This is a genomic window from Clostridium cellulovorans 743B (assembly GCF_000145275.1).
GTDB classification, from domain to species: domain Bacteria; phylum Bacillota; class Clostridia; order Clostridiales; family Clostridiaceae; genus Clostridium_K; species Clostridium_K cellulovorans.
Genome location: NC_014393.1, coordinates 4013513 through 4039612, shown reverse-complemented (window position 1 = coordinate 4039612; position 26100 = coordinate 4013513). Strand labels below are relative to the sequence as shown.

Annotated in this window: 27 protein-coding genes and 1 pseudogene; 20 read left to right on the top strand and 8 right to left on the bottom strand. The window is 30.6% G+C overall.

Annotated elements, in window-relative coordinates; all coding sequences use genetic code 11:
- Positions 1 to 15: 15 nt before the first annotated feature.
- Positions 16 to 984 carry a phosphotransferase gene (locus CLOCEL_RS16460; RefSeq protein WP_010073365.1) on the top strand — a complete coding sequence of 323 codons (969 nt, stop codon included), beginning with the start codon at positions 16 to 18 and terminating at the stop codon, positions 982 to 984.
- 499 nt (positions 985 to 1483) lie between these two features.
- Here CLOCEL_RS16460 and CLOCEL_RS16455 read toward each other — a convergent pair whose 3' ends face one another.
- Positions 1484 to 2155: an FMN-dependent NADH-azoreductase gene (locus tag CLOCEL_RS16455; RefSeq protein WP_010073363.1), complete on the bottom strand. Its 672-nt coding sequence runs from the start codon at positions 2153 to 2155 to the stop codon at positions 1484 to 1486.
- A gap of 103 nt (positions 2156 to 2258) precedes the next feature.
- Between CLOCEL_RS16455 and CLOCEL_RS16450 the strand changes: the two are divergent.
- From CLOCEL_RS16450 to CLOCEL_RS16435, 4 genes and pseudogenes are all read left to right on the top strand, one after another.
- Positions 2259 to 2792 (top strand): annotated as a pseudogene (locus CLOCEL_RS16450) (GNAT family N-acetyltransferase); the annotation flags it as partial.
- Between the two features lie 81 nt (positions 2793 to 2873).
- Positions 2874 to 3146 carry a hypothetical protein gene (locus tag CLOCEL_RS16445; RefSeq protein ID WP_010073361.1) on the top strand — a complete coding sequence of 91 codons (273 nt, stop codon included), beginning with the start codon at positions 2874 to 2876 and terminating at the stop codon, positions 3144 to 3146.
- Between the two features lie 125 nt (positions 3147 to 3271).
- Complete coding sequence (locus CLOCEL_RS16440) at positions 3272 to 3763, top strand: GyrI-like domain-containing protein (protein WP_010073360.1); 492 nt, start codon at positions 3272 to 3274, stop codon at positions 3761 to 3763.
- A gap of 167 nt (positions 3764 to 3930) precedes the next feature.
- The gene (locus tag CLOCEL_RS16435) at positions 3931 to 4341 is read left to right on the top strand and encodes a peptide deformylase (protein ID WP_010073359.1); all 411 of its coding nucleotides are present in this window, start codon (positions 3931 to 3933) and stop codon (positions 4339 to 4341) included.
- A gap of 262 nt (positions 4342 to 4603) precedes the next feature.
- Here the strand turns inward: CLOCEL_RS16435 and CLOCEL_RS16430 are convergent, their stop codons facing one another.
- Positions 4604 to 4987 (bottom strand): hypothetical protein, encoded by a 384-nt coding sequence (locus CLOCEL_RS16430; RefSeq protein WP_010073358.1) that lies wholly within the window; start codon positions 4985 to 4987, stop codon positions 4604 to 4606.
- A 260-nt stretch (positions 4988 to 5247) separates the two neighbouring features.
- Positions 5248 to 5706, bottom strand: coding sequence for a MarR family winged helix-turn-helix transcriptional regulator (locus CLOCEL_RS16425; protein WP_010073357.1), 459 nt, complete (start codon positions 5704 to 5706; stop codon positions 5248 to 5250).
- A 263-nt stretch (positions 5707 to 5969) separates the two neighbouring features.
- On the opposite strand from CLOCEL_RS16425, the gene fliB reads away from it, so the two are divergent.
- From fliB to CLOCEL_RS16385, 8 genes are all read left to right on the top strand, one after another.
- Positions 5970 to 7127 carry a flagellin lysine-N-methylase gene (fliB, locus tag CLOCEL_RS16420; protein ID WP_010073356.1) on the top strand — a complete coding sequence of 386 codons (1158 nt, stop codon included), beginning with the start codon at positions 5970 to 5972 and terminating at the stop codon, positions 7125 to 7127.
- A gap of 370 nt (positions 7128 to 7497) precedes the next feature.
- Positions 7498 to 8367 (top strand): GNAT family N-acetyltransferase, encoded by an 870-nt coding sequence (locus CLOCEL_RS16415; RefSeq protein ID WP_010073355.1) that lies wholly within the window; start codon positions 7498 to 7500, stop codon positions 8365 to 8367.
- A gap of 351 nt (positions 8368 to 8718) precedes the next feature.
- The gene (gene murD / locus CLOCEL_RS16410) at positions 8719 to 10065 is read left to right on the top strand and encodes a UDP-N-acetylmuramoyl-L-alanine--D-glutamate ligase (RefSeq protein WP_010073354.1); all 1347 of its coding nucleotides are present in this window, start codon (positions 8719 to 8721) and stop codon (positions 10063 to 10065) included.
- 76 nt (positions 10066 to 10141) lie between these two features.
- On the top strand, positions 10142 to 10405 hold the full coding sequence (locus tag CLOCEL_RS16405; protein ID WP_010073353.1) for a hypothetical protein: 264 nt from the start codon (positions 10142 to 10144) through the stop codon (positions 10403 to 10405).
- Between the two features lie 86 nt (positions 10406 to 10491).
- Entirely contained in the window at positions 10492 to 10977 is a 486-nt protein-coding gene (locus CLOCEL_RS16400; RefSeq protein WP_010073352.1) for a GNAT family N-acetyltransferase, read from the top strand.
- A gap of 138 nt (positions 10978 to 11115) precedes the next feature.
- Positions 11116 to 12066: a phosphotransferase family protein gene (locus tag CLOCEL_RS16395; protein WP_010073351.1), complete on the top strand. Its 951-nt coding sequence runs from the start codon at positions 11116 to 11118 to the stop codon at positions 12064 to 12066.
- Between the two features lie 132 nt (positions 12067 to 12198).
- Entirely contained in the window at positions 12199 to 13242 is a 1044-nt protein-coding gene (locus tag CLOCEL_RS16390; protein ID WP_010073350.1) for a hypothetical protein, read from the top strand.
- A 41-nt stretch (positions 13243 to 13283) separates the two neighbouring features.
- Entirely contained in the window at positions 13284 to 13544 is a 261-nt protein-coding gene (locus CLOCEL_RS16385; RefSeq protein ID WP_010073349.1) for a CD3324 family protein, read from the top strand.
- A gap of 130 nt (positions 13545 to 13674) precedes the next feature.
- Here CLOCEL_RS16385 and CLOCEL_RS16380 read toward each other — a convergent pair whose 3' ends face one another.
- On the bottom strand, positions 13675 to 15705 hold the full coding sequence (locus CLOCEL_RS16380) for an RICIN domain-containing protein (RefSeq protein WP_013291839.1): 2031 nt from the start codon (positions 15703 to 15705) through the stop codon (positions 13675 to 13677).
- 489 nt (positions 15706 to 16194) lie between these two features.
- Between CLOCEL_RS16380 and CLOCEL_RS16375 the strand changes: the two genes are divergently transcribed.
- From CLOCEL_RS16375 to CLOCEL_RS16355, 6 genes are all read left to right on the top strand, one after another.
- Positions 16195 to 16617: a VOC family protein gene (locus CLOCEL_RS16375; protein WP_010073347.1), complete on the top strand. Its 423-nt coding sequence runs from the start codon at positions 16195 to 16197 to the stop codon at positions 16615 to 16617.
- Between the two features lie 114 nt (positions 16618 to 16731).
- A complete protein-coding gene (locus CLOCEL_RS16370; protein WP_010073346.1) occupies positions 16732 to 17130 on the top strand; it encodes a MerR family transcriptional regulator in 399 nt (132 codons plus the stop codon).
- 141 nt (positions 17131 to 17271) lie between these two features.
- A complete protein-coding gene (locus tag CLOCEL_RS16365; RefSeq protein WP_157629772.1) occupies positions 17272 to 17871 on the top strand; it encodes an EFR1 family ferrodoxin in 600 nt (199 codons plus the stop codon).
- A gap of 149 nt (positions 17872 to 18020) precedes the next feature.
- Positions 18021 to 18425, top strand: a complete 405-nt coding sequence (locus tag CLOCEL_RS22070; RefSeq protein ID WP_157629749.1) for an alanine racemase — start codon at positions 18021 to 18023, stop codon at positions 18423 to 18425.
- A gap of 154 nt (positions 18426 to 18579) precedes the next feature.
- Complete coding sequence (locus tag CLOCEL_RS23310) at positions 18580 to 18735, top strand: hypothetical protein (RefSeq protein WP_010073343.1); 156 nt, start codon at positions 18580 to 18582, stop codon at positions 18733 to 18735.
- 492 nt (positions 18736 to 19227) lie between these two features.
- The gene (locus tag CLOCEL_RS16355; RefSeq protein ID WP_010073342.1) at positions 19228 to 20154 is read left to right on the top strand and encodes a GNAT family N-acetyltransferase; all 927 of its coding nucleotides are present in this window, start codon (positions 19228 to 19230) and stop codon (positions 20152 to 20154) included.
- A gap of 146 nt (positions 20155 to 20300) precedes the next feature.
- Here the strand turns inward: CLOCEL_RS16355 and CLOCEL_RS16350 are convergent, their stop codons facing one another.
- Together CLOCEL_RS16350 and CLOCEL_RS16345 are read right to left on the bottom strand one after the other, a co-directional pair.
- Positions 20301 to 20969: a DinB family protein gene (locus CLOCEL_RS16350; protein ID WP_010073341.1), complete on the bottom strand. Its 669-nt coding sequence runs from the start codon at positions 20967 to 20969 to the stop codon at positions 20301 to 20303.
- Positions 20970 to 21271: 302 nt separating this feature from the next.
- Positions 21272 to 22408, bottom strand: coding sequence for a zinc-dependent alcohol dehydrogenase (locus tag CLOCEL_RS16345; protein ID WP_010073340.1), 1137 nt, complete (start codon positions 22406 to 22408; stop codon positions 21272 to 21274).
- 148 nt (positions 22409 to 22556) lie between these two features.
- On the opposite strand from CLOCEL_RS16345, the gene CLOCEL_RS16340 reads away from it, so the two are divergent.
- Positions 22557 to 23498: an IS982-like element ISClce1 family transposase gene (locus CLOCEL_RS16340; protein WP_010076700.1), complete on the top strand. Its 942-nt coding sequence runs from the start codon at positions 22557 to 22559 to the stop codon at positions 23496 to 23498.
- A 326-nt stretch (positions 23499 to 23824) separates the two neighbouring features.
- On the opposite strand, the gene CLOCEL_RS16335 is transcribed toward CLOCEL_RS16340, so the two are convergent.
- The gene (locus CLOCEL_RS16335) at positions 23825 to 25132 is read right to left on the bottom strand and encodes a helix-turn-helix domain-containing protein (RefSeq protein WP_010073339.1); all 1308 of its coding nucleotides are present in this window, start codon (positions 25130 to 25132) and stop codon (positions 23825 to 23827) included.
- 220 nt (positions 25133 to 25352) lie between these two features.
- Positions 25353 to 26060 carry a glutamine amidotransferase gene (locus CLOCEL_RS16330; RefSeq protein ID WP_010073338.1) on the bottom strand — a complete coding sequence of 236 codons (708 nt, stop codon included), beginning with the start codon at positions 26058 to 26060 and terminating at the stop codon, positions 25353 to 25355.
- Positions 26061 to 26100 lie beyond the last annotated feature (40 nt).

Below are 26100 nucleotides of genomic sequence, written 5' to 3'. Positions count from 1 at the left end.
AAAAGGAGATATTTTATGAATTTAGAAATATCAGAAGAATTTATAGGCAGAGTTGAACAGTTACTTAAAAAATCACAAGGTGAAAAATGTAAGTTAAAAGTTATAGAACCTTATGCAGTAGGTGCCAATAATACTTGTTATTATCTTGTTACTAAAAATCCTGATAATAAATTTTTCTTAAAGTGTGAGAATGCTACTATAATGCCTAGGACACGATGTGGCCAAATTGAACGTGAGGTAGAAGGCATTAAATTAATGAATAAGGCAGGGATACCTTGCAAAAAAATAATACAATATGATTTTACTAAAGAAGAGATAGATACCAGATATGTATTGGAAGAATTTATTGAAGGAGAACTCCTTATAGAAATATGGAATGACTTGAATGAAAGTGAAAAGCAAAATATTGCGAATGAGATAGAGGATATCGTTGAAAAGATGAGAAATATTAATTTTTCATATTATGGTGATATTTATGAAAATAGTATTATAGGTAAATACGCTACTTGGAGAGAGGCATATTTATCAATAAGTGAAATATTAATTGAAGATGCTAGGCAACTTAATATTTTTACTGAAAATGAGCTTGCGCTAATTTCAAGGGCTACCGAATTTTGTTCTTTAAAGCTTTCTACCAATGTTCCGTCTTCATTTAATCATAGAGATTTAGGAACGCATAATGTGATAGCTATTAATTCAGAGGGAGTGACTAAAGTTGGAGCTATAATTGATTTTGGTCTTTCATTAGCAGTACCTTTCTATAATTTTGATTATGGTATAAGAAAATATGGTGGTTGGAATTTCAATGAAATAGATGTATTGAAGAAGTATAATATTACCAAGGATGAATTTGATGCTACTGAGTTGTTATTTGATCTGGAGTTAACAGTTTTCTTAGCTTCCATAGAATTTGCTCCTGATAAGCCATTTGGATATATTTCACGTATCAAAGTATTTGTTGAATCTTGCAAAAAATATTTATGATTATCAATTAATGGTTTACAAAAAAGTCTATGTTCTACCCGTTATGGATAGCATAAGTAAAGAAACACATACTTCTGAAACAACAAAGATGGAAATATGGATGAAATTAAAGGAAGCTATGAATTAACCTTTAAATTGTAGGAGTGGACAATATGGTATATAACATAATAAAAGATAGAAGTGAGATACAAATGGTTTTGATAAAAGAGTATCATAAGAATCGCATTAGATTAAACAAATGGTAAGAAGTAGAATCCTTCAAGGATGAGGGGCTACTTGTTACCATTTGTTTAATGAATACCACAGGTTTTATCTGTGGTTCTAAAATAAGAGTTCATTAATTTTTCTATTAAACTGAGTGAGGAGGAAGTTAATCTAATTGGTCAGTTAAGTGTAAAGTTTAGAATTAGTGCATGATGTCAGAACCTTATGTATAATATAATTAATGAGAATTTGTTTTAAGTTGTGAAATAAAAGATACTTATTACAAAAAAACTGTCTATGAAAGTACAGTCTCTTTTATATCCATCTTGTCGATAATGCTGCCAATTTTTTTCTTAGATTTTTCAATAGCAATTGTCATTTCTTCTTTGGTAGTGCCTGTGCCATCTACCAATAGTCTTTCAAATTCGCTTATACCCATGAACTTCATAATATCCTCGATATAGTCTAACCCTTTATTAAGCATCGGTCTCATCATCCATGCAATGTTTCCACCAGAAGATTGAATATAAACTGCGGTCCTAGGTTTATCATTTAGAAGTCCTTCAGGTTTATCTGCTTTCTTAGGAAAGGTAATTGTCTTACCAACTTGCACTATACAATCTATATATTCCTTCAATGGAGCAGGAAAGGATAAACTCCACATAGGCGAAGCTATTACATAAACATCTGCTTGTATAAATTGATTACATAACTCTAATATTTTATGAATTTCCGTTTGCTCTTTTTCAGGAAGCTTTCTTGCTGCTTCTTCACTCACAACGCAATTTCTACCTTCAAAATATGCATATTCCAATCTAGGTATATGTTCTTTATATAAATCTAACTCTTCTATCTCAAAATCGGGATATTTATCAAGAAATTTATTGACAAAGTCTCTACCAATGGTTTTGCTTGCTGATAAGCTCTCTGGTTTAGAGTTAACGGTAATGTATAATAGCTTTTTCAAAGTAACAACTCCTTTAATATAAAATTAGTATGCAATGTTAGTGTATGTATACTTGAATAATTTATAAGTGTTGTTAAGAATAGATTAATAGTTACGGGAGTTTAGAGTTGAAGATTTAGAAGAATTATATGATCTTACATTACAGCCTGAGATAACAGATTTCTTACCAGATTGGAAAGCAACAAAAGAGCAACGTAAAGAGTGGCTAATAAATATGCATATAAAAGGTAATAAAGATTTTTTAAAAGCCATTCCTGATATTAGTTGCCGATGGTTAAATTTGGGAATTATACTAAAAGAAACAAATGAATTCGTTGGTTGGTGTTTAACAGGGCCCAAGGATGAATTGATTGAACCGAATCGGGAAATAGGTTATGCTATTTCAAAATATCATAGAAATAAAGGTTATACAGCACAAGCAGTTCAAGCATTGATTAAGTATTTGTTTGAGGAAATAAATGTTGAGGTTTTGAATGCAATGGCTTTGACCCATAATGCAGCTTCTAACAGAGTTATACAAAAGTGTGAATTTAGATATTTAAATGATATTAAGATAGATGATAGGAAATTTCATTGTTATAAACTTAATAAAAATGAATTGAAAAGTAATGATTATCAATTAAAATTGAATATGTAGATTGAAGGAATAACTTATATTATATAAAATTATGATATAGGTTATTTTTGCTGAAGGACAAAGTATGTCTTCAAATATATATTGATAATAAAGAAAAGGCTGAAACAAATATACAGAAAAAAAGGAACAGAAATTGCTAAAACAAAGAAGTTACCGCTTGAATATGGAACTGGACTTGGAAGTGAACCGGGCATTGATGTATTGGGTAATCTCTGGGAAGAGGTACATGCATATAAAAAACAGGTACAGGTAATGGTAGTAGGTTCAGAAGAATGGGAGTTATGTTATCTTGCTCTGAAAAAGGATTTTACAATTACTGCGATGGAAATATGGATGAAATTAAAGGAACCATGAGTTAATGTGATGAATTATAGTTTTCTACGGGAAAAAGTACAATGATTATATAATAACGAGTTTGTGAATGCGTCACATTTGCTCAAACTTAATTTGCACAATAGGGGTGCAGGAAGAGGTGAATTATGTTTGTGGAAGAAAGTAAAATAGAGATAATCAGCTTATCAGATTCAATTATAGTGGCCGGTTTAAATCTTCAGAAATCCGGGTTACCAATTAGTTTTGACAGTCTGGGTAAGATGTGGGGACTTTACACGGAGGAAATAAGAAGAAAAACTCCAAATCGACTAGAGAAGCATACTGAGTATGGAATCTGCCTGAATAAGGTGCCAGACTATATAGTGGGTATTGAAGTATCTGGGATATCCGATGTTTCGCAGGATTATTTTAGCTATACGATTCCAGCTGGCGATTGCATAAAAGTCTCCTTCAATGCAGAAAATCATGATACTTTAGTTGATAAAAAACTTATGAAAATGCAGAAAGAAGCAAAAAAGTGGGCAAAGAATAATAAAATAAAGTGTAATCCAGATTATACAGTGGAGGTTTATCCAATAGATACAATGAAGCAGGAATACCCGTCCATGTACATATTGATTCCTATTTTATTGAAATGAGTAATCGTAGGGTGCTGTCAAAGGTCTTGAGAAAATCTCATAGATCGCCATTGACCACCTGCAGGCTTGGAAAGAACAGTATTTGATGGTAGAAAGCCAAAAACGATTTTTAAAAAGCATATCTTAATTTTTTATAAAAAAATATAACTGAGGAAGAGGCATAAATTATGATAAAACCAATTGTAAAAGATGTATTGTTTTTAGGACAAAAATCAGAAGAGGCAACTAAAAATGATATAGTAGTAGTTGATGATTTAATAGATACATTAAGATCAAACCTAGAGAATTGTGTTGGATTGGCTGCTAACATGATCGGAGTAAAAAAGCGTATATTGGTATTTACTATAGGCGATATTATTGTACCTATGATAAATCCAGTTATATTAAAGAAAGAAAAGCTCTATGAAACAGAAGAGAGTTGTTTATCTTTAATTGGATTTAGAAAAACAAAGAGATATGAAATGATAGAGGTGGAGTATCTTGATAGAGCTTTTAAGAAGCAAAAGCAAGTGTTTACTGGATTTACAGCGCAAATAATTCAACATGAAATGGATCATTTTGAAGGTATAATAATATAATGGAATAATTAAAACTTCACTAAACTCATTATTACTGTTAGACTCAAGGTAGGTAATATATAACTAAATAATTAATCCTTACAGCCTGAAATAGCGAAATTTCTACTTGATTGGATAGCAACAAAGGAGAACTGTAGAGAATGGTTAACTAAATATGAAATTAAAAACAATAAACCTTATCATTTACCGTTAAATGATAAGGTTTATTTAAACTTTAATATATTAGATTAAATAAATATTATGCTACTGCTTCTAAGTCATCCTAAATTATTGTTTCTTTAGTCATTCTATCTTTTATAAAACCAAAGAAAGTTGTAATAAAAATAGCACCTGTTACCATTATAGAAATATTCCATGGCATAAAGGCTCTATCCATAGTCATTATTACATTAACTCTGAACCAATTTTGGAAAGGAATACCTATACCCAACAAAACTGCAAAGAAGAGAATTTTTCTTATTAAGCTTTTTCCCTTCATTTTTTTAATTTGGCTATTAACAAATAATCTTAATGAACCTACTCCACAACCAACAAAAAAGAATATTACTAAAAATAATTTTATACTTTCATTTAATACAAATGCCTTTGAAATTAAACCTAGGGCAATTAGGAATGTACATACCATTACAATGTAGGACTTTTTCAATAACTTTCACCTCAACAATTTATATTTTTATATTTAATTTATATAGCTTTAGTTTATTAAGCTACATAATTTTTTTCATATTAATTATTTTAATATTGGATAATATGTTAAATAGAGTAAAATATATTCATATATTTCCACAGTGAAATAATTAGTTAGGTTACCTAAGCAATATGCTAACATGCTTATAATAATTAGTCAATAGAGTAATTCTAGAGGTCTAATAAAAAATAGATTAGCCCCAAATAGAAATTTAGTTTCTATTTGGGGCTAGCATACCATTCATTGAAATAGATATTAACTTTATCTAATAAATCAATTAGTAATTCACTTTGTTCTGCTCCTAATCTTTCTACAATGCCAGAAAATAAAGAATTAAAATACTTTTTTAAAGACTCTACTATTTTTTTCCCTTCATCAGTTAAAGTTATTTCAATAACTCTTTTATCAGTTTGATTAACATGTCTTTCTATGTACCCTTTATTAATTAAATTTTTTACGAATTCAGTAGTACTTGGAGAGGTAATAGATAGACTTTTACTAATTTCTGAAATATTAACTTTATATCCTTTTTCCTTAGAAAGAAATTCTATACAAAGTAAAACTCGAGCTTCACTTTTCTTTATTCCCATTATAGTTTGATTATGTCTTTCAATTCTTGCTAAAGCTTCGAACGCGTCTATAAATTTTTTTATATCTATATTTGATTGTTTATTCAAAAAAATTCACCTCATTGAGTATATGTTAATTTATTATAATAAATTTTTCTATGTGGTTACAAGTTTTTATTTGCAGATTTATTTCTAAACAATATGACATATACAAAATATGCTATACTTAAAAAAGTAAGAGATTTTTTGTGTCAGATAAATAGTAATTGTGATTAAAAGTACTTGGGTTTGGGGAAACATTTATTATGAAAATAGGATTATAGACATATATTCAAGGAACTTTAAAAAACATAAGTAAGATGAGGTAAAAAATGAAGGTTCGAGTACCAGATTATTTTAAAGAATTTAAGTGCATAGCTTCACAGTGTGAAGATACCTGCTGTGCTGGATGGGAAATTGTAATCGATGATGAAACATATAATAAATACAAAAGGGTAGATGGAAACTTTGGAAAAACACTACGGGATAAGATAATACATCGTGATGGAGAAAATATATTTGTATTAAAAGGTAAGGATTGTGCATTTCTAAATGAAAGCAAACTGTGTGATATATATACTGAACTTGGAGATGATAGTCTTTGTTATACTTGTAGGCAGTATCCAAGATACACTGAAGAGTTTGGAGGCTTACGTGAGATAGGGATATCACTGTCATGCCCAGAAGCAGCACGGATAATATTAAGAGACTGTAAAAAGGTAGAGTTTCAAGTAAGTGAAATTCAAGAAGAAATCACTTCATATCATGATATTAATGCTATGCTTTTTATAAATCTTTTGCAAAGTAGAAAAATAGTTTTTGATATTCTTCAAAATCGTGATATTGTTCTAGATGATAGAGCTTCTTTAATTCTCAAGTTTATTAGTGAAGTTCAAGCAGTAATAGATGAAGATAATATGCAGGGAATAAAAGCTATTAATGAAAAATATTTAAACAACGACGTTAAAAATGAATCTATTGATATTTTAGATAAATATAAAGATAAGGGGAGTATTAAATATCATAACATAGAAGAATTTTTAAAAGTCTTCAAAGAATTAAAACATATAACCCCTAATGATCCATTAGGCTTGGACAAGGTATTAAACTGTTTTTGGCAGGGAAATGGTAATGCAGAGGTTTATTTAAATAAACATAAAGAATTTAATCAATATTATAAAGATAAGATTTACAAGTTTGAAAACATGTTAGTTTACTTTGTATTTAGATATTTTATGAAATCTGTTTTTGATTATGATGCATTTGCGAAAGTGAAAACAGCAGTGGTTAGTTATTTAATAATTAAGGAATTATTTTTGTTTAGATGGATAGAAAGTGGAAAGTTTACTGATGAGGATGCAGTAGACATAATGCACATGTATTCTAAAGACGTTGAGCATTTAGAGGAAAATATAGAAAAGTTAGCAGAGATATTTGAAACTAACGAGGTATTTAATTTAGATGGGTTTTTAAGCGTATTGATGAACTAATAACGTTACTCTAGGTAAACAAGAAAATAATAAGTAATGGTACCCTTTAAAAGGACTTATAACAAAGACTAAATAGGAAAGAGTTTGGACATTTATCATATTGGAAGAGATAAATTGATAAATACAAAATTCCTGAGATTTTAAAACAGCAACAGAATATAATAAGGAAAACTTTTAGGTACAGTAATGAAGAATAAATTTAAAAGAAAAACCTAGGTAGATTTATGAGCTAAGACTATTAAGTTTTGGCTCATTTTTATTTATCAAAAATAAATTAGGTTTATGTACTTAAGTAATCGAAATAAAATGTTATTATTGAAGATTTAAACACAAATAAGGTTATATATGCTATAGGTGAGGAGTACATAAAATGGAAATAGTAAGGGTTAATAAAGAAAATTGTAGCAAGTTAAAAGGTTATTGGGATGAACTTTCAAAAAATATACCATATTTCTATCCAGTAACTACTGATGAATTAATATATTCTTTATTAGAGGATAGAAGATATGGAGAAATAATTTTTAATTACTTAGAAACCTATTTAATAGAAGAAGATAATGAAATATTGGGATTTATTCAATTTGGAGAACCCCATATTTATTGGGATACTAACGGAAAGAAAGTTTATGATCCTAATATTGGAGTAATAAGACATATATATTTCAATGAAGATAGACATGAAGCTGGAAAGATGTTGGTTAATAAAGCAGAAGATTTTTTCAAAAATAGTAGTTTCGATAATTGTTTTGCTTTTAATCATGTATTAGGTTTAAGTTGTACTGCATACCATGGAAAGCTTCATGAAAGTAAGATATATATTGCTAAGTTGCTAGGAGAATATGGATACGAGATTGAGCATGAAAATGTGTACTATACTATAGACTTAACGACTAAACAACAGGTAGAAATAGATGAAGATATTAAAGTTATTAAAAATGGAATAAATGAATACAATAAAGAAGTTATTGATTTTATTTACAAGGGTGAAAAAATAGGAGAAAGTGTGGTTCTATATTTAGATAATGTCAAAACAGTATATATGAGTACCCTATGGATAGATAATAAGTATTCTAATAACGGTTTTGGTTCAAAATTTATTAAAATGATTTGTAATGATTTAAGGACAAAGGGATATGAAAAATTAGATTTAGATACCGCAAAGAATAATTTAGGTGGTCAGAGATTTTATGAAAGAAATACCTTTGTTAGTAAAGGCATTACAAGGAGTTATTTTAAATAGCATAAGGTAGATATGTTCCAATAAAGTTGATTCATAACTTATCCAGTTTTTGTCTAGGGTACAGGACTTAAAATGCAGTTTTATTATTAGAACTTATATAAATATTTCATAAATAAAAAAGAAGGAGAATCTTCTGGGAATTGGGCTTCTTCTTCTTTTTCAGTTATCCTATAATTATATAGTGTCAGAAACTGTGAAGTAGTTTGGAAGTTATTTATGTAAGTTGGTTATATGTATAATAATTATTAATACTGTAGCAGTAGGAATAATTAGCATGGTCTATATTCAAATAATGGCATCACTTAGTTGTTTGTTATTTAGTATAATAGATATTAAAGAGGAGTTGATTGAATGAGTGCGAACAAAAAGGTTTTTGTACTAGGGATGGCTAGAAGTGGTTATGAAGCTGCAAAGTTGCTAGTAAGCAAAGGCTATGAAGTTATTGTTAATGATGCTAATACTGAACAAAACTTAGAGCAGATGAAAGAATTGCAATCCTTGGGTGTCAGTATTGTTTTAGGAAGTCATCCTGATGATTTGATTGATAACACTTTTGAAATGATAGTCAAAAATCCAGGTATTTCAAATAATCATAAGTATATAGAGAAAGCTTGCAAACTTAATATCCCTGTCATAAATGAATTGGAATTAGCTTTTCGCTATTTTCCACAAGGGGTAAAAATTATTGGGATTACAGGGACTAATGGTAAAACAACTACAACAACGATAATTTATGAAATTTTAAAAAAGGCTGCAGTAGATGCATTTTTGATGGGCAATATTGGATATCCAGTCTGTTCTTTTGTATCTCAATTAAAAGATAATGATATTGCGCTTATGGAAGTATCAGACCATCAGTTGTGTAATGTAATAGAGTTTAAAACCAATATATCGGTATTAACTAATATATCTGAAGCTCATCTTGACTTCCATGGATCATACGATATTTATAAAAGCATGAAAAAAAGAATTTTTAATCATCATACCAAGAGTGATATGGCAATTCTTAATTTGGATGATAAAGAAGTACTTGACTTAACAAAGGATATTAAATCTACTAAAAAGTATTTTTCATTTAGTTCTTCAAATAAATTAGGTTGTACAATAACTGATGGATATATCTATTATAATAACGATAAAATAATATCTTTAGATGAAGTGAAAATTAAAGGAAAGCATAATTATGAAAATGTTATGGCAGCTATTGCAGTTGTCAAAGAGTTAGGTATAGAAAATCAGGTTATCACTGATTTATTAAAAACTTTTGGTGGAGTAGAGCACCGAATAGAATACGTTAAAACTATAAACAATATAGATTTTTATAATGATTCTAAAGCTACTAACATAAAATCAACTCAAACTGCACTATCTTCATTTACAAAACCAACAATATTATTGTTAGGTGGCTTAGATAGAGGTCATAGTTTTGATAGTCTAAAGGAGTATTTATCAAATGTAAAACTAATTGTGGCATTTGGTGAGGCAAAAATAAGGATAGAGGACTTTGCTAAGAAATGCGGCATTCCTTGTAATTTGGTTAATAGTTTAGGTGAAGCTACTGAAATAGCATACAATTCAGCTAGCGAAGGGGATGTTGTTCTTTTAAGCCCTGCATGTGCTGCATGGGACCAATTTAAGGACTTTGAGGTCCGTGGAAATTTGTTTAAGGAGTATATAAACAATCTAGAGGCTAAATGATTGAATTTGTTTTATAGCAAATAAGAGATTAACATAAGGTTAATGGAAGTAAGAATTTTGTTTAAGGGATGATATTATGACTATTGAAGAATTGTGGAAAAGAATAGAAGAGTGTGAAGGTCAAGTTTTCCGACAAATTAGAGGTGGTGAATTTACTTATAAAGTAAAAGGGAATGTTATAGAGTTAAATAGAACAAATAGAGTTGTATGCAAATCTACATTTGAGGAAGCGTTAAAACACGTGCCATTAGTGAACACAGTTCCTTTACAAAGGTTACAAGCTCCATCATATTTGTATGCTATATTGATGGATACAAGAATTAGAAGTAATAATTGGTGAGGCTTAGGATGTTAGTTTAAATGAAAAATAATTTTAAAAGAAAGATCTAGGTAAATTTATTAAATAAAGAAATTGGGGATTAGTACATGAGTATTGAGTTTAAAAAAGTCAGCGACTTTAATCGAGGAATACTCTTTCAATTATTGAAAGATGCGTATTCCTTTGATTGTAGATATGAACAAAGCTGGTATTCTAATTGGCAAGATTGTGATAACTTTTTCTTTGACAATTTACAAATTGCAGATAAATGTGGGTTCATCACAACGCTGAACGATGAAGCCATCGGATTTGTTGTATGGGATCCGAGAAATATGCCTGAGTATGCGGAAATTGGCCATAACTGCATTGTTCCAAAATACAAAGGCAATGGTTATGGCAAAATACAGCTTCAAGAAGCAGTCAATAGAATCATACAAAATGATGTAAGAAAAATTATTGTAACCACCAATGATGACTTAATCTCTGCTCAACGAATGTATGAGAGTGTTGGGTTTACCATACATCAAAAAAGAAAGAATCAAAATATTGAAGATTTTGTTCGTGAATATATAGATTACGTATATTTTTTATAGTAAGCTGTCTAGAAAAGATCAAGTCTTTTCGGACAGCTTTTATGTATTAAATAAATATAATCAAAGTTAGTATATAAATTAATCTAGGGCTTAGATAAAATGATATATATTTACAAAAATTAAAAGGGGAGTTTTTGAATGTCATATGCTACAGTAAAGCCAAAGATAGATCTTGATGAGATTAATATTCTGTTAGAAAAGATTTTTCCATATCCTGTTGAGCAAATAGAAGAAGCTCCTACAGGGAAAATAAAAAAAGTGTATTTTTTAAAATATATGGGCAAAGCTTATGTAATTCGCTTTTCAAAGGATGATAAAGAATTTAAATTTGAAAAATATTTACAAGAAGCTTTAAAGGGGGAAGATTTTCCTTTAGCAAAACTTTTGTATAATGGTTCCTTTAATAATTACTACTATGCTATTTCAGAAAAGATTGAAGGTGTTGCGATTAATACATTAAGTGAAAAGGAAGTAAAAAATACACTACCAAGTATTATGGAAGCCTTAACTAAGCTTCATTCTATTGATTTAGCAGAGGCAACAGGCTATGGATGGTTGGACAGTAATAGAGATGGAACTTTTGATACTTTTACGGGATTCTTACAAAGCTTTTTCAGCAGAGAACAGGAGGGCTTTTGGAAAGGATGGTATGACCTCTTTGAAAATAGCTTTTTAGATTATGATATATTTAAGGGTTTATATAAAAAGATGATGGAGCTAGCACCATATTGTGAGGGTCGAAGATATCTAACACATACAGATTTTCATTATAACAATCTTATTATTAATAATTTAAAACTTGTAGGAATAATTGATTGGGGAGGGGTAAGCTATTTAGATTTCATCTTTGATCTGGCAAGATTAATTATGGAATTTCCAGATTATAATCTTTTAAATGAATTTCAGGCTTTTTATAAAGAGAATAATATGGATACTTCCAATTTTAATCAAAGATTTCTTTGTGCAGCTCTCTGTCATAGCTTGGATGGAATGAGGTTTTGGGCAAAGCTTGGAAGTATTGAAGCATATAAGTCAATTTTGGATAATGTTCTGATGATTTTAAATAAATATGAAATTAGTAGATTCTAAAAGCTTATTCGCTTTGGTAGAGAATAATTAAGAGAAATAGATGGCATTGTGGACTTACATGTTTTTCTATAAAATCAAAGTATAGAGAACAGCTGTTAATTCTAAAAATAAGAATTTGTGAGGATATCATATATGAAAAAAATAGATAAAGATCTAATTGTATGGGCTATAAATAAAATAGAAACAGAATATAAGGGAGAGATTAGTCTGCTACTTGGAAGAAAAGGAATAGGTAAGGTACCGGAAGACGGTGATGATATGGCTTTTGACTTTTTTATACCGGCTTGCGATCATGGATATTCTCTTGCAAGAACTTTTATAATTGATGATATGGGCTATGATTTATTTCCAATGTCCTGGGCAAGGATAGAGGGGCTAGCAGCCTTAAATGAAGGTATTGCCTTTTGTTTAGCAGACAGTGAAATCCTGTATGCCAGAAATGATGCTGATAGAGAGCGGTTTGAATTGCTAAGAAAAACTATGTTTAATAACCTGAAAAATAAAGATTATATATATATGAAGTCATTGGAAAAAATTAATACAGCAATGGATATATATAAAACTATGCTCTTTGAAAAGTCTCTCGGCAATGTGAGAAAGGCTGCGGGAGGAATTATTGAATATCTAAGCCAGGCACTGGCAATTATTAATGGAACTTATATTAAGAGGGATTATGGATATTCAGAGAGAATGGAACAGCTCAAGACATTTTCGAAAATTCCTACTGACTTTCTGAAAGACTATGAAGAAATTATTAGGGCTAAAGACACTGAGGTTATAGTCAAAGCGGTTCATAGTTTGATACAAGAAACAAGAGAGTTTTTCGAGCAGTTCACTCCGGAAGTAAAGTCAGGAAATTATAATTATGAGGAGCTGGCAGGATGGTATGAAGAAGCCAGATATACTTTCAGACGCATTGCTTATGCCTGCAAAAACAATAAGTTTATGGAGTGTTTTCATTTGGGATGCTATTTACAAGTAGAGTTTGATATTCTTACTGAAGAGGCAGGATTAAAAAAGATGGATTTGCTTGGTGTTTATGAGGATGATAATCTCTCTGCCTTTGAAAAACGTGCAGATGATATAGAGAAATATATCCTTAGTGAGATAGAAAGACGTGGAGTAGTTCTAAGGAAGTATGATAATCTGGAAGAATTTTTATTAAAGCAAGGATAGAGGAATATAGAATAAAATTTAAAATTGGGAATGTGGTAGTTATGAAATATAGAAATGCTTCAGAAATTTTGCCAGATAAATTGCTTCGCGAAATTCAGAAATACGCATCAGGAGAAGCAATCTATATTCCTCTGGTTACTGAAAGACAGAAATGGGGGGAAGGATCTGGTGCACGAAGGTATTATGAGGAACGAAACCAGAAAATATGTGAAAAGCATGAAGCTGGTGCCTCTATGGAAGAATTGGCAGGTATTTTTAATTTATCTATAGAAACTATTAGAAAGATTATATATCGGAAATAAGGCAAATGCAAAAATATTACTGTAACTTAATAAGATATAATCTTTTGAGTTTCATAGGCAATCAATAACGCACAAACCTCCGCAAGAAGTATTGTCTTGAGGAGGTTTGTTTTTTCATTGTGGATAAATCTTAAGGAGATACTAGTTCCCAAAGCTGGCCATCGCCGCCCCAGTAAGTCCACTGACAAATATTTGCCCCAGAATCTTTACTCATATTGTAAAGGTCCATACAAGAATTAAAATTTGAGCATTTGGTTAAAAATGCGTATTTATTATCAGAAACCTTTACAATTTTAAATTTTTGCATATCGCCACCCCAATAGGTCCATTGAGCGATATTTGCTCCATCAGTAGCAGCACCATTTGTTACATCAAGACAACTTTTATAATTAGAAGCACCAGTCAATATAGAGTAATAGCCATCACTGTCAGACACTAGCTTAAATTTTTGTGAATCGTATTTTCCAAGTCCCCATTGTTGAAGATTGGTACCATCAGCAGAAGAACCCTGGGTAATATCTAAGTACAATCCGCTTAAAGAGTTTTTGATGTAATAGGTACCATCTAGTTTAGGTGCACTTATGGTAGAATTAGAAACTTTCGAGCCCCAGATAGATTCATTATTTGACCCTATCAAAGAGAAAGTCATAGTGTTATTGTGAGCTGAGGATTCATTGTATTGTTTGAAGAATACTCCTTTGTAAGTAACATTGCCTATTACCATAGTACAGAAATATGAACCAGAAGTTTCTTTCCAAGTTCCAGAATAGTCGCCAGTTATGGTTCCATCAGAATTTAAGGAAACTTTAGAGGTCTTTAGCATACCAGTGTAGGCAGTAGTTGCATTTAAACCATGATTTACGAATTCATAGGTACCAACAATATCACTGCTTGAATAACCTGATGATGATATAGTACTACCTAAATATTCATATACTGCTGTTACTGGCCAGCCGTCTTCATTTAGGAATTGTTGATGAACCCTAACTTGATGACCTTCAGTACCATTGTTAAATCTTGTATGGTAAACTAAATATCTTTGACCAGAATCATCAATGAAAGCAGAGTTATGTCCACCAGACATATAGCCCTTTGAACTAAGTTCAGAGCTTGCCACAGAGCTTAAGGAAGAAAAGGAGTAGTTACCAAAGAGTTTTATACCTTTAGTAGACTTATCATCATTGGCACTTTTACAAATAGCAGAATTTCCTCTTGCATCTACATAAGGACCAGTTATATTTTTTGATCTAAATAGACGAATGTGGTACCCACTGAAATTATCAGTAGCATCAAGGCCACAATAAGATTCGTATAAGTAGTAATAACCTGAAGCTTTGTCATATACAATATAGGAACCTTCTCCAGTAGTTCCGTAGCCTCCAGAAATCTTTGTACCAAAGTATTTATCTGACACATTTGTAGTGGTTTGATAAGTGTAAGAATAATCTCTTAAGCCTGTAGACTTGTTCAATTTTAGCATAAAGATTCCGCCAAACCATGAACCATAGGACATCCATAGATCTCCGTTCTTATCATACAACAAGCAAGGGTCAATGGCGTTAGGACCATATGATGAATTCCAAGCTCCATTAGATAGGTATTTGCTATCTACAGTTGTTTTCCCTGTAACAGTCTTGTAGTCTGTCTCACTAGCCTGTGAAGAATTAACAAAACCTGAATACACTATTGTTCCTGCATAGGTATATGGACCTTCTATATTGCTAGCTGTTGCAAGAGCAATAGAAGAGTAGAACTTGTCCCCGTTAACGCTCATGTACATACACCATTTTTTCATAGTTGGATTGTAGATAACATCAGGAGCCCAAAGGTTTCCATTGATATCATAAGTACTGCTTCCGTGTGAAGCCCATTTGCCTCCAATAGAAAATACTTTTGCATAGTCCGTATTTGTTTGAAAGTAACTCCAAGATGTTAGGTTTGATGAAACAGCATTTGTTCTATGTGTTCCAAAGAGATAATACTTGCCATTTGCTTTGACAATTGATGGATCATGAACAGATATTCTTGAAGTTGTTAGGGCAGCAGCTGAAGCAGTGATTGTATTATTAAACATATGAATTGGAAGTTGAACAAATTGAAGCGTCAGCAGTAAGCATAGTGTTAAGATAAAAGACGTGAGTTTTTTTACTTTATTACTCATTATTATTCGATATAAAAAATTATATCTTTCCCCCCTTTTTTAAATTTTTAACGTACATTTTAGTAATAAATCTCCATAAAACGTTTTCCTAAAGTGTCAAGCGTCTATATTCACCCCCTAATATAGAATGATTTAAGTTTACAAATATGTAAATTAATTTAGAAATAAGTTAAATTTAGAAAAATGTAAACTATTTTATAATTATACATCTTAAAAGATATAATGTAAATATATGCAACTGAAGGTGTATCTAGAAATGGACGTATATTTATTATTAGTTAGAGGATCGAGAGTATAAGGATGGTTTGATTAGGGTTATTTTATATGTAAAAACATCGCATTATAGGTAAGAGAATAAAGTTAATAATAGAATTTTACAGAATATGTTACAATTAAAGGAACAGGAATCGGCGGGCGTAGAATTTTTAAGTACAAGGTAAATATCAATTTGTTTGTTACTTAATTGTAACAGAATGAGGAGGATAATTAATGATTCAATCATTGGTGCATATTGCTTTAGTAGTAAAAGACTATGATGAAGCAATCGAATTTTATACAAAAAAACTTCATTTTGAATTAATAGAAGATACATATCAGCCGGAGCAAGAAAAGAGATGGGTAGTAGTGTCTCCACCAAGTTCAAATGGGACAACAATATTACTTGCAAAGTCTTCTAATGTAAAGCAAGAGGATTTCATAGGAAATCAAGCGGGAGGAAGAGTTTTTCTTTTTCTAGGAACTGATGATTTTTGGCGTGATTATAATGAAATGAAAAAAATAGGAATAGAGTTTGTTAGGGAACCTAAAAGTCAGGACTATGGAACTGTTGCAGTGTTTAAAGATTTATACGGGAACTTGTGGGACTTAGTTGAATTCAACAAAGAACATCCGATGTTTAAAAGAGTTAAATAAAGGGTAAATATAATTCGGATTATTGGAGGAGCAAAAAAGGAAAAATTAAAAGAACATTTTTATTCACTTAAGATAAGAAGATAATGATGTTAAATTGCTGATAGGAAGATGTATATGAAAGATATTTATAATATTGGAGAATTGGTTAAGGAATTAAATATAAATAAAGAGACTATAAGGTATTATGAAAAAATTGGGTTGCTTTCTGAACCTAAAAAAGATGAGAATGGATATAGAATTTATTCAAAAAAAGATATAGAAATAATTAGGTTTATTCTTATAGTTAAGAATCTTGGTTTCTCATTAAGGGAAATAAGCATATTGATGCATGACGAGATATTATGTGGAAATATTGAAGATATTAAAAAAATTGTTGAAAGTAAAATAAATGAAGTAAATGAGAAGATAAATAATCTAGAGGAAACTAAAAAGTTACTTGAAAAAGTCAAAGGAACTATATTATCAAAGAATATAGAAGGGTGCGAGGATATAGAAATTTATTTGAAAAAATAGAACTTGACTGTGTACTATAGTACTTAGCCTATAATACCATTAGAAATCAAAATATCAATTTTAGAAAAAGCAATTTTGAAAATGAAACAAAGTAAAAATTACTTGGAGATATTGATAAAAGGAGAAGTTTTATGGTCATAGATAAGGATACAATATTATATTTTTCAGGAAAATGAAGATACTTATGTTTTTGCAATAGCAACTCATGGAGGAGCTTCTGCTGAAGTATTAATTAAATTGAGAAAAATATTACAGAGCAAAGATAGAGTATTAAATTCTGGTTTTTTAATTAACATGCCAGGAAACAATATTTTTGCATATGGGGCAAGTTCTATTGAAAAACAAAACAAGATTTTTGAGAGAGAAAAGAACAAAGTAGGTAAGATAGCTGCAATAATTAGAGAAAGAAAAAATTACAAATGCGAATTCAGTAAACTAGTAATTGATATATTAATTGATAGAGTTTTTATTAAGGCAACAGACAAGATAGTGAAAAATCTTCATTTAAGCGATAAAGATTTTTGGATTAATGATAATTGCAATGGTTGTAAGTTATGTGAAAAGATTTGTCCTGTAAAAAACATACGATCTAATACTGACAAACCAGTATGGAAGCATAATTGTGAGCAATGTACAGCCTGTATTCAATATTGTCCTAGACAAGCCATTCAATGGGGGAAGAAAACTTCAAAAAGAAAGTCATATAGAAATCCTAATAGTAATATCAATGAGCTGTTATGATGAATAAATCAGCATAGCTAGAATTATACTATGAGATATATTAAACAGTATAAGAAAGGGTATGCAATATGGGGAGCAAAATAATATATAATCTCGCAAAGACTAATGAAGTAAACCATTAGGATGACTTAAAACATACTATACCTGAAGTGAATCAAATATATATTAATTTAAGCCAGCTTCAGCGTAACTTTAATATCCTTCGCAGTCTAATTAAACCCAATACAAAGTTTATGATAGTTTTAAAGGGAGATGCTTGTGGACATGGAATGATACCTATTGCAAATGAACTTATAAATTATAACTCTGATGCTTTGGGAGTTGTTCGATTAAGTGAAGCTCTTACTTTAAGAAAAGCTGGCATTAAAATTCCTATTATGATAATTTCACCAATTATGCCCTCGCAAACCTCGTGGATTATTACTCATGATATTACTCCCATGGTAGATAATGAAGAAATTATAAAGGCTTTAGATAAATGTGCAGCTGAAAAAAATGAAATAGTTAGCCTGAAAGGGTTCCCAGGAGATATTTTTATGAACAGAGATAAGTAATGAAATATCTCTAGAGATAAAGCTAAAAGTACAACTGAAGTTATCTTATACAGGTCTATAGGATAGTAAAAAACACACATATCAATTTATATTGTTATCAATACATAATGGAAGCTGCTTTTGATAATAATATAAAAGTCAGGAGGTGAGACTAATGAATAATAACAACAGAAACAACAGAAACAACAGAAACAACAGAAACAATAATAACAATAAAAATAACGAGAAGAACAGAAATAACGATAACAACAGAAACAATGATAACAATAATAACAATGATAACAATGATAACAACAGAAATAATAGATAATCTGTTGTGAAAATATTTCATGGGAGTAGATATAATTTGCTCCAAGTTGTAGAAAAGGTGCCAACAAGCCAACGATTTAAAAGGGCTCGTTGGCACTTTTATGTATTTTTTTTGAAAATTATGATTATTTTTCATTTAATACTATAGAACATAGCTTATTAACATGATTAGAAGCGCCTAAGAAACTATAGGTATTAATTAAACTTAATATAATCATAATTAGTGTAATTTTAGGTTAGCACATAGTTAAGAATGCAAGTTAGGATTAAGCTACGACTATATATAATGGATAGTAGCTTTTTGTATAAAGAATGATATAGAAATGATTATTCCCTTTAATTCTAACGTGAGGAGATATTAAAATTAAAGAGAACGCATAACTCACTAAAATTGTGAATAGCAATTGTACTTTGAAAGGTGGGGTAAGTTTAATTAGAAGCAGAAAGTTTATAAATGGTAATTATAAATCACACTGGGAAGAGGGGGATTAATTTGAGTATTACTTTTAGATATTATACAGATGAGGATTTCTTAAAATTAGAAGAGCTTATTTTAGCAAGCTACCAATGGGGAAAGCCAATATGGAGCTTTAGTAGACATGAGTTTTGTAGAGGAGTTCATAGTGCATGGGCAAATGTAAAAGATAATTGGAGGCATACTGTTGGTATATGGGAAGAAGATGGCAAGATTATTTCAGCAGTTATATGTGAAGGCGTATGGCACGGAGATGCATTTTTTCTTTTTGATTCGCTAGAACGACAGAAAGACAGCAAATTACTTGAGAAAATGTTTCATCATGCAGAAACACATCTATCTTGTTTTACAAATGATTATAAAGAACAGAGTAGATATTTACACATTGTGATTCCGAAAGAATATAGCTGTGTAAAAAATATGGCAAAAGAAAGAGGGTATGGATTATCACAGCATACAGAAAGATCACTGATACTCCCATTTAGAGGTGATAAATTTGATGTTGTACTTCCAGAAGGATATAGAATAGCTGATGGAAATGAAACACCAGACTTTTTTCTTTCCAATACACATATGTTTTCCTTTAACTATACACTTCCAATTGCAGAGACTGGTGAGAAAGGATTTCATGACTTGAGAACAATGCCAGGATATAAACCAGAACTTGATTTGTGTGTTTTGGATCAGGAAGGAAAGCCAGTGGGAATGGCTATCATCTGGTATAATGAAAAAATGCCCTATTGTGAATTAGAGCCACTTGGAGTTGTATGGTGGTCCAGACGAAAGGGAGTAGCAAGAGCGTTGATTTATGAAGCAGCCAATCGTATTATGAAGATAGCTCCAAGTTGTAGAGGAATGCTTGGTGGAGACCAACAATTCTATTGGGATTTAGGTTTTAAAGTTGAAACAACTTATGAAACTTGGGATTGGAGCAGAAAATTCTAATAGTAGGCAAGCTCATGGGGGGAACGAATAGTTAATAGAAAATATGCAAAATGGCTTACATTAAGAAATGTAAGCCTATATAATTTTTAGGCAATAAAAAAAGTGTACGTTATATATGTTGTAGTGAAATGGTGAAGTTTAATAAGTTAAGATTTCTTTTTGGCACGGAAAGATTCGTTTAAATGAACCACATGATGTCTTGTCCCTGGCATTAATAGAATTCCTGATACATTCTTTTTTCCCCAAAAATCTATTAACCAATTTGAAGCCTCAACATCTAAAACAGCACCCTCATCTATTATTCGTTGTAATTGATGTTTTTGAAAAGTCTTTTTCATATCCTCAAAAGTTAGACTTTTTACAATATTTCTTGTCATTCTTCCTACTTCGGCTCTATAATTTTTTAATTCCTTCATATTGATAGTTTTACTAAATTCCAATATCTGCTCTGGAGTCAGTGAATTTCCTGTATCTATTATTCCAGAGTTAATTTTTTCTTTCCAATTTCCTCTATGTAAGACTTGTTCACCTTTAGCCACTAATATATTCATCGTTATATCTTCTATTCTGGTACAATGCCACATACCATATGCAATTGTACGACCTTTTTCATTTGTTGCAGTCCTAAACTTATCCTCATCTAAGTTTTCCCATAATTCATCTTCAAAGGTTTTTTCATTTATTTCTGATATATTTGATGAATGAACTCTAGCATGTAAACAGAAAAAAAGCTTCTTACTTTCTTCAAGCTTATCTTCTTTTAAAATTATTTGTCTTAAATTTTTTAAATCATTATTCCATGATTTTAAATCCATCTTAAAATTCCCCTTTTTAAAATATAGAACTAGTATTTTAAAACTGTGTAATAAATTATTTATATATAATTATAGCATTTATTTCATTTGTATTTTACTTTTCCAATCTTTCTAAACATAATAAAGACTTATGTTGCTAATAAAATCTAGTTCCATAAGTCTTCCTATGCTTTTGATATTTGTAGTGTATGTGTATACTTTTTATAAGTTAATGCATAATCTTATTTCTATTAGTTGGAGCAAGAACATCACAACTATAGCTTTTATGTTCTTTAATAAAGTAAAAATAAATTTATTCCATGTCAAGCTTCAGGTTTTAAAATAACCTTTATACAGTTATCATCCTTGCCATCAAAAATCTTATAGGCATGCTCACCTTTATCTAAGGAAAGTTTATGGGTTATTATGTCTGTTGCATCAAATTTTCCGTTTTTGATTAATTCTAAAATCGGATCAACGTAAGAATGAGCAGGACATTGACCCATTTTTAATGTTACATTTCTACCGAAAAAATCTCCTAGAGGAAATCCATTATATTTAGAGCCGTAAACTCCTACAAGAGCGACAGTGCCACCTTTCCTTACAGCTTGTGCTGACATTTCAATAGCAGATTTTGAGCCACCTTGAAGCTTTAATACGCTTTCTATTTTTTCTATATTGGACATTTTACCATCCATTCCAACACAATCAATTACAGCGTCAGCACCACCATGGGTAAGTTCTTTTAAGAGTTCTCCTGTATTATCATGTTGCTGGAAGTTAACTGTTTCTACTTGATTATATCTTTTAGCATGTTCTAATCTATAGTCTATGCAATCAACAGCAATTACACGTTTAGCTCCTTTATAAATTGCCCATTTTTGAGCTAACAAGCCTACAGGTCCACAGCCTAAAACCACCACTGTATCTCCAGATTTTACACCAGCAATATCAACTCCCCAAAGCGAGGTAGGAAGTATGTCAGTTAAAAATAATACTTGCTCGTCGGTTAAGTTTTCAGGAATAACTTTAGGACCTACATTGGCATAAGGAACTCTTAAAAATTGCGCTTGCCCACCATCATATCCGCCGTAGGTGTTACTATATCCAAATATTCCACCAACTTCACCATTGGGATTGGAATTGTCGCATTGGCTCCATAAATCGTGTTCGCAATACCAACAGTGGCCACAAGAAACAGGGAAAGGGACTATAACTCTATCTCCTTTTTTTACCTTAGTTACTTCTTTTCCTACTTCTTCAACAATTCCCATAGTTTCATGACCTAATATAAATCCTTTTGGAAGATTAGGAATAAAGCCATGAATTAAATGAAGATCTGAGCCACAAATTGCTGTTGAGGTTACTTTTACAATTATATCGTCATCCTTTTGAATTTTAGGGTCGTCAACATTTTTAACTTTTACATCTCTTATGCCTTCATATACTATTGCTTTCAATATTATCGCCTACTTTCATTTTTTATATAATTTAACTCGTTGTGCTAGTTAAATACGTTGGCAATACTTACAAATAGAAAAACTCCAGCATATTTGCTAACCTATCATTAAAAAACACGACTAATCTAATGATAGGAGGCTAACTTATATGCCAGAGTTTAATAAAGATTTTATCATAACAATAAACAACTTAAAAGATTTTATTGTTGTCACTTATGTTATAATTGATGATTTTTACCAAAAGGTAACTCCAGCATTTATTATGAACCGTCGCAATATTGATAAGTCAGTAATGTCTGATAGCGAAATCATTACTTTATCTTTAGTAGGCGAACTCTTAACCATTGACTCTGAAAAAGCTTGGTTTGGGTTTTGTTCTAAAAACTTACGAGATCTGTTCCCTAATTTTTGTAGTAGAACAAGATTTCATAGAGTAAGAAAATCCTTATTTCGAGTCACAGATGCAATACGTAAGGAATTTATGAAATTTCTTAACTATCAATATGATCGAATAAGAATTGTAGATAGTATGCCTATTCCTGTGTGTAAATTTGGTAGAGCTCACTTTCATAAGTCATTTAAGCCGAAGGCTGCCTACGGGCGATGCGCTTCGAAAAAAGAGACATATTACGGCTTCAAATTACATGCATTAGTTGCTTTAGATGGCTATATCACAGACTTCTCTATTACTGCTGCAAACATTGATGATAGAGACGCAGTCTGGGAACTTATAGATAATTCAGTTGTTAATACACTAATAGGCGATAAAGGCTATATAGGTCAAAAGATTGCTTCGCAATTAAAAGAGATAATGGATATTAATCTTCTAACCATAAGTCGTAATAACAGTAAAATTAAACTTTTAAAACCACTTAGGCAACTCATATTCAAGGCTCGTCGTAGAATAGAAACCACTTTTTCTCAGCTCTCCGAGCAATTGAATATACAGAGGGTTCTTGCAAAGTCAACTTGGGGCTTTGCTACAAGAATAGTAAATAAAATATTAGCTCATAATCTTTGTTATTTTATAAATAAAATCTTAAATATAGGTATAGATACAGCAAAGATTAAGACATTAATATTTGGATAATAATTCCTAAGGATTTGGCGACATCTTCATTAGGAGAAGTCTGCTCAAATATATGGAATAAATATCCTATTAATGAAAACTTATCTGTTAGCACAACAGGTTAATTTAAAGAAAGATAAGGAACCATGGCTATAAAGAACCATGGTGTGGATAATACTATTATTGCCATTAAAAACTGTAATATTTAAAAATACTTAAGGTACTTTAACTTTGAAACTTTTATCTAGAAAGTTTTTAACTGTTTCATATTTAAGTTGTTCTGATATACCAAGTTAATTTTATAATACTGAATATTCAGCCACCAAGCTATTTAACTTACTTAATTTTTATAACATTAGTAGCCCTTTGGTATTAAGTAACCACATAAGCATATTTTGATTAACTATTGAAAGGTCTACAAGTTTATCGATACTGCTACAATATGCAACAAATATCATTTGAATTGAATAGATAACATAAGGAATAGCTTGTCTCTCTTCATCGGATAGTTTGCAAACACTATCATATCCAGCGATTATATTTCTGAAAATAGTAAGCCACTTTTGTAATTTATCTTTATCATTCTCTGCAAAGTTTTCTGATAAAATAGCAGTTGCCGCATAGCATGGGTCAAAAATTCTGATATTACGTTCAGATAATTCAAAATCAATAAAGCCTGCTAATTTCCCATCCTTCATTATAATATTACTTGGATTAGGATCACGGTGAATAACATGCTTTGGTAAGTGTATATAAAGCTTTTGGAAATTTTCTAAGTAATCATCATAAAAGCTACTTGGAATTGCCATATGTTTTTTTACCTCTGGAATTGCCCAATCTTTAATAATCTCATAAATATTTGGTTCGTTGCATATTATTTCTTTATCTTGCTTTTGGAGAATTAAATGTAGCTGACCAATAATCTCGCCTAAGTATCTTGCTTTAGCTTGAAAATCTCCTTGGTACATTTCACCGCTTTTTATACAATGTCCATGAATTTGATTTGTTAAGCAAAAGTATAATTCGCCATCTATAAAATAATCAGTGTTATCTTTTGTAACTACTGGTATAGCTGTTTCAAGACCTACATCTGCAAGTGATCTTGATAGAACAATATGCTGTTTTAAGCCTGTAATATTTGTACCAACCTTAATTATAAAATCATCATTGACAACCCAAGTGTTTTCAGATTTATTACCACTAGACCCATAATATAAATCTTTAATTTCAATTGGTTCTTTCAATTTCCAATTAGCTAGTACTTCTCTTAATTTTTTATGTGTAACCATAATGAATGTCTCCTGCCTTAAATTGATTTTATAAGGTTTCGTCACCTTATATTTTTTTAGATACTCAGTGGGAGAGCAGTGGAATTCACGTTTAAAGGCTTTGAAAAATCCAGAATGAGTCTCAAAGCCGTAACTCAAAGCAACATCAATCATTTTATTACCTAAGCTAATTTCATATATAGCATTATAAAGTTTGCGTCTTAAGATATACTGCATAACAGGTATACCTACTACTCCTTGAAACAAGCGATAATAATGGAATAGGGAGAAACCTTGATTTTTTGCCAGTTCCAAAGCTGACAATTCTGACTTCAAATTCACTTCAATATAATCAATGCTGCTTTGCATCATATCTAGATAATTCATACTGCACTCCTTTCGGCAAAATAATCCTTGCAAGTTCTTTTGCTAATATTATGATAACAGATAAATTTTACAAGACATGTCCTGTTTTGCTGCGTTTTCTCTCGGACCTGACAAAATAAATTACGGAAACCTAGAAAACTAAACTATATATTATTATAGATGGATTTCAGCATAATACATGTTCTATATTATAGCTACAAAGCCTAACTGCAATATATATTTAAATAAGATTTATGAATCTTTTTAGTAGGATTTTCCCATAGTCATGATCTTTTAAAGAATTATATAGAGTATCCATAGAATGTCCTTCCCTAATTAGAGTATCTTCTTGTTCTAAAATATAAGATTTAATAATTCCTAAATTAAATTCTGGGTGAAATTGAACTCCCCAGATTTTTTCGTATATAACAAATCCGTGATGGTTTTCAAAATCGTTTAAGGCTAGTGTTTTTGCACCTTTGGGTAATTTAAGTACTGTTTGTGAATGGGTTACATGACCTAAAAAGTTTTCTGGAAGTACACTAAGTAATGGATCCTTCTTTCCTTCTTCTGTTAGTTGTATATTTACTGTGCCTACTTCTTTTCCTTTAGGATGATATCCTACAGTACCACCAAAAGCTTGGCAAATTAATTGATGACCGTAACAAATCCCCAATACTGGAATATTATTTTCAGCTATTTCTCGTAAGTATTCTTCCAAAATTTTAATCCATGAATCCTGATCTGTAACCATAGAATGTGAGCCTGTAATTATGACGCCAGATACTTCTTTTAAATCTGGTAATATATCATCGTTGTAAACTGGACATACAATAGCATCTTCTTTTGATAAATCTATTTGTTTAATTATAAAATCTTCAAAGTCACCATACTTTTCACTAATAATGGGGAAGGTTGTACCTGTTTTAATAATTAATAGTTTCTTCATATAAGTACTCCTCTCAAAAAATAATTAAATTTGATAGATA

Bases quoted from the DNA above. Each gene is read 5' to 3' on its own strand.
- CLOCEL_RS16385 (WP_010073349.1), top strand. From the start codon at position 13,284: ATGAAATATAGAAATGCTTCAGAAATTTTGCCAGATAAATTGCTTCGC.
- CLOCEL_RS16440 (WP_010073360.1), top strand. From the start codon at position 3,272: ATGTTTGTGGAAGAAAGTAAAATAGAGATAATCAGCTTATCAGATTCA.
- CLOCEL_RS16395 (WP_010073351.1), top strand. From the start codon at position 11,116: ATGTCATATGCTACAGTAAAGCCAAAGATAGATCTTGATGAGATTAAT.
- CLOCEL_RS16405 (WP_010073353.1), top strand. From the start codon at position 10,142: ATGACTATTGAAGAATTGTGGAAAAGAATAGAAGAGTGTGAAGGTCAA.
- CLOCEL_RS16460 (WP_010073365.1), top strand. From the start codon at position 16: ATGAATTTAGAAATATCAGAAGAATTTATAGGCAGAGTTGAACAGTTA.
- CLOCEL_RS23310 (WP_010073343.1), top strand. From the start codon at position 18,580: ATGAATAATAACAACAGAAACAACAGAAACAACAGAAACAACAGAAAC.
- CLOCEL_RS16400 (WP_010073352.1), top strand. From the start codon at position 10,492: ATGAGTATTGAGTTTAAAAAAGTCAGCGACTTTAATCGAGGAATACTC.
- CLOCEL_RS16390 (WP_010073350.1), top strand. From the start codon at position 12,199: ATGAAAAAAATAGATAAAGATCTAATTGTATGGGCTATAAATAAAATA.
- CLOCEL_RS16380 (WP_013291839.1), bottom strand. From the start codon at position 15,705: ATGAGTAATAAAGTAAAAAAACTCACGTCTTTTATCTTAACACTATGC.
- CLOCEL_RS16335 (WP_010073339.1), bottom strand. From the start codon at position 25,132: ATGAATTATCTAGATATGATGCAAAGCAGCATTGATTATATTGAAGTG.
- CLOCEL_RS16340 (WP_010076700.1), top strand. From the start codon at position 22,557: ATGCCAGAGTTTAATAAAGATTTTATCATAACAATAAACAACTTAAAA.
- CLOCEL_RS16350 (WP_010073341.1), bottom strand. From the start codon at position 20,969: ATGGATTTAAAATCATGGAATAATGATTTAAAAAATTTAAGACAAATA.
- CLOCEL_RS16415 (WP_010073355.1), top strand. From the start codon at position 7,498: ATGGAAATAGTAAGGGTTAATAAAGAAAATTGTAGCAAGTTAAAAGGT.
- CLOCEL_RS16330 (WP_010073338.1), bottom strand. From the start codon at position 26,060: ATGAAGAAACTATTAATTATTAAAACAGGTACAACCTTCCCCATTATT.
- CLOCEL_RS16375 (WP_010073347.1), top strand. From the start codon at position 16,195: ATGATTCAATCATTGGTGCATATTGCTTTAGTAGTAAAAGACTATGAT.
- CLOCEL_RS16435 (WP_010073359.1), top strand. From the start codon at position 3,931: ATGATAAAACCAATTGTAAAAGATGTATTGTTTTTAGGACAAAAATCA.
- CLOCEL_RS16370 (WP_010073346.1), top strand. From the start codon at position 16,732: ATGAAAGATATTTATAATATTGGAGAATTGGTTAAGGAATTAAATATA.
- fliB (WP_010073356.1), top strand. From the start codon at position 5,970: ATGAAGGTTCGAGTACCAGATTATTTTAAAGAATTTAAGTGCATAGCT.
- murD (WP_010073354.1), top strand. From the start codon at position 8,719: ATGAGTGCGAACAAAAAGGTTTTTGTACTAGGGATGGCTAGAAGTGGT.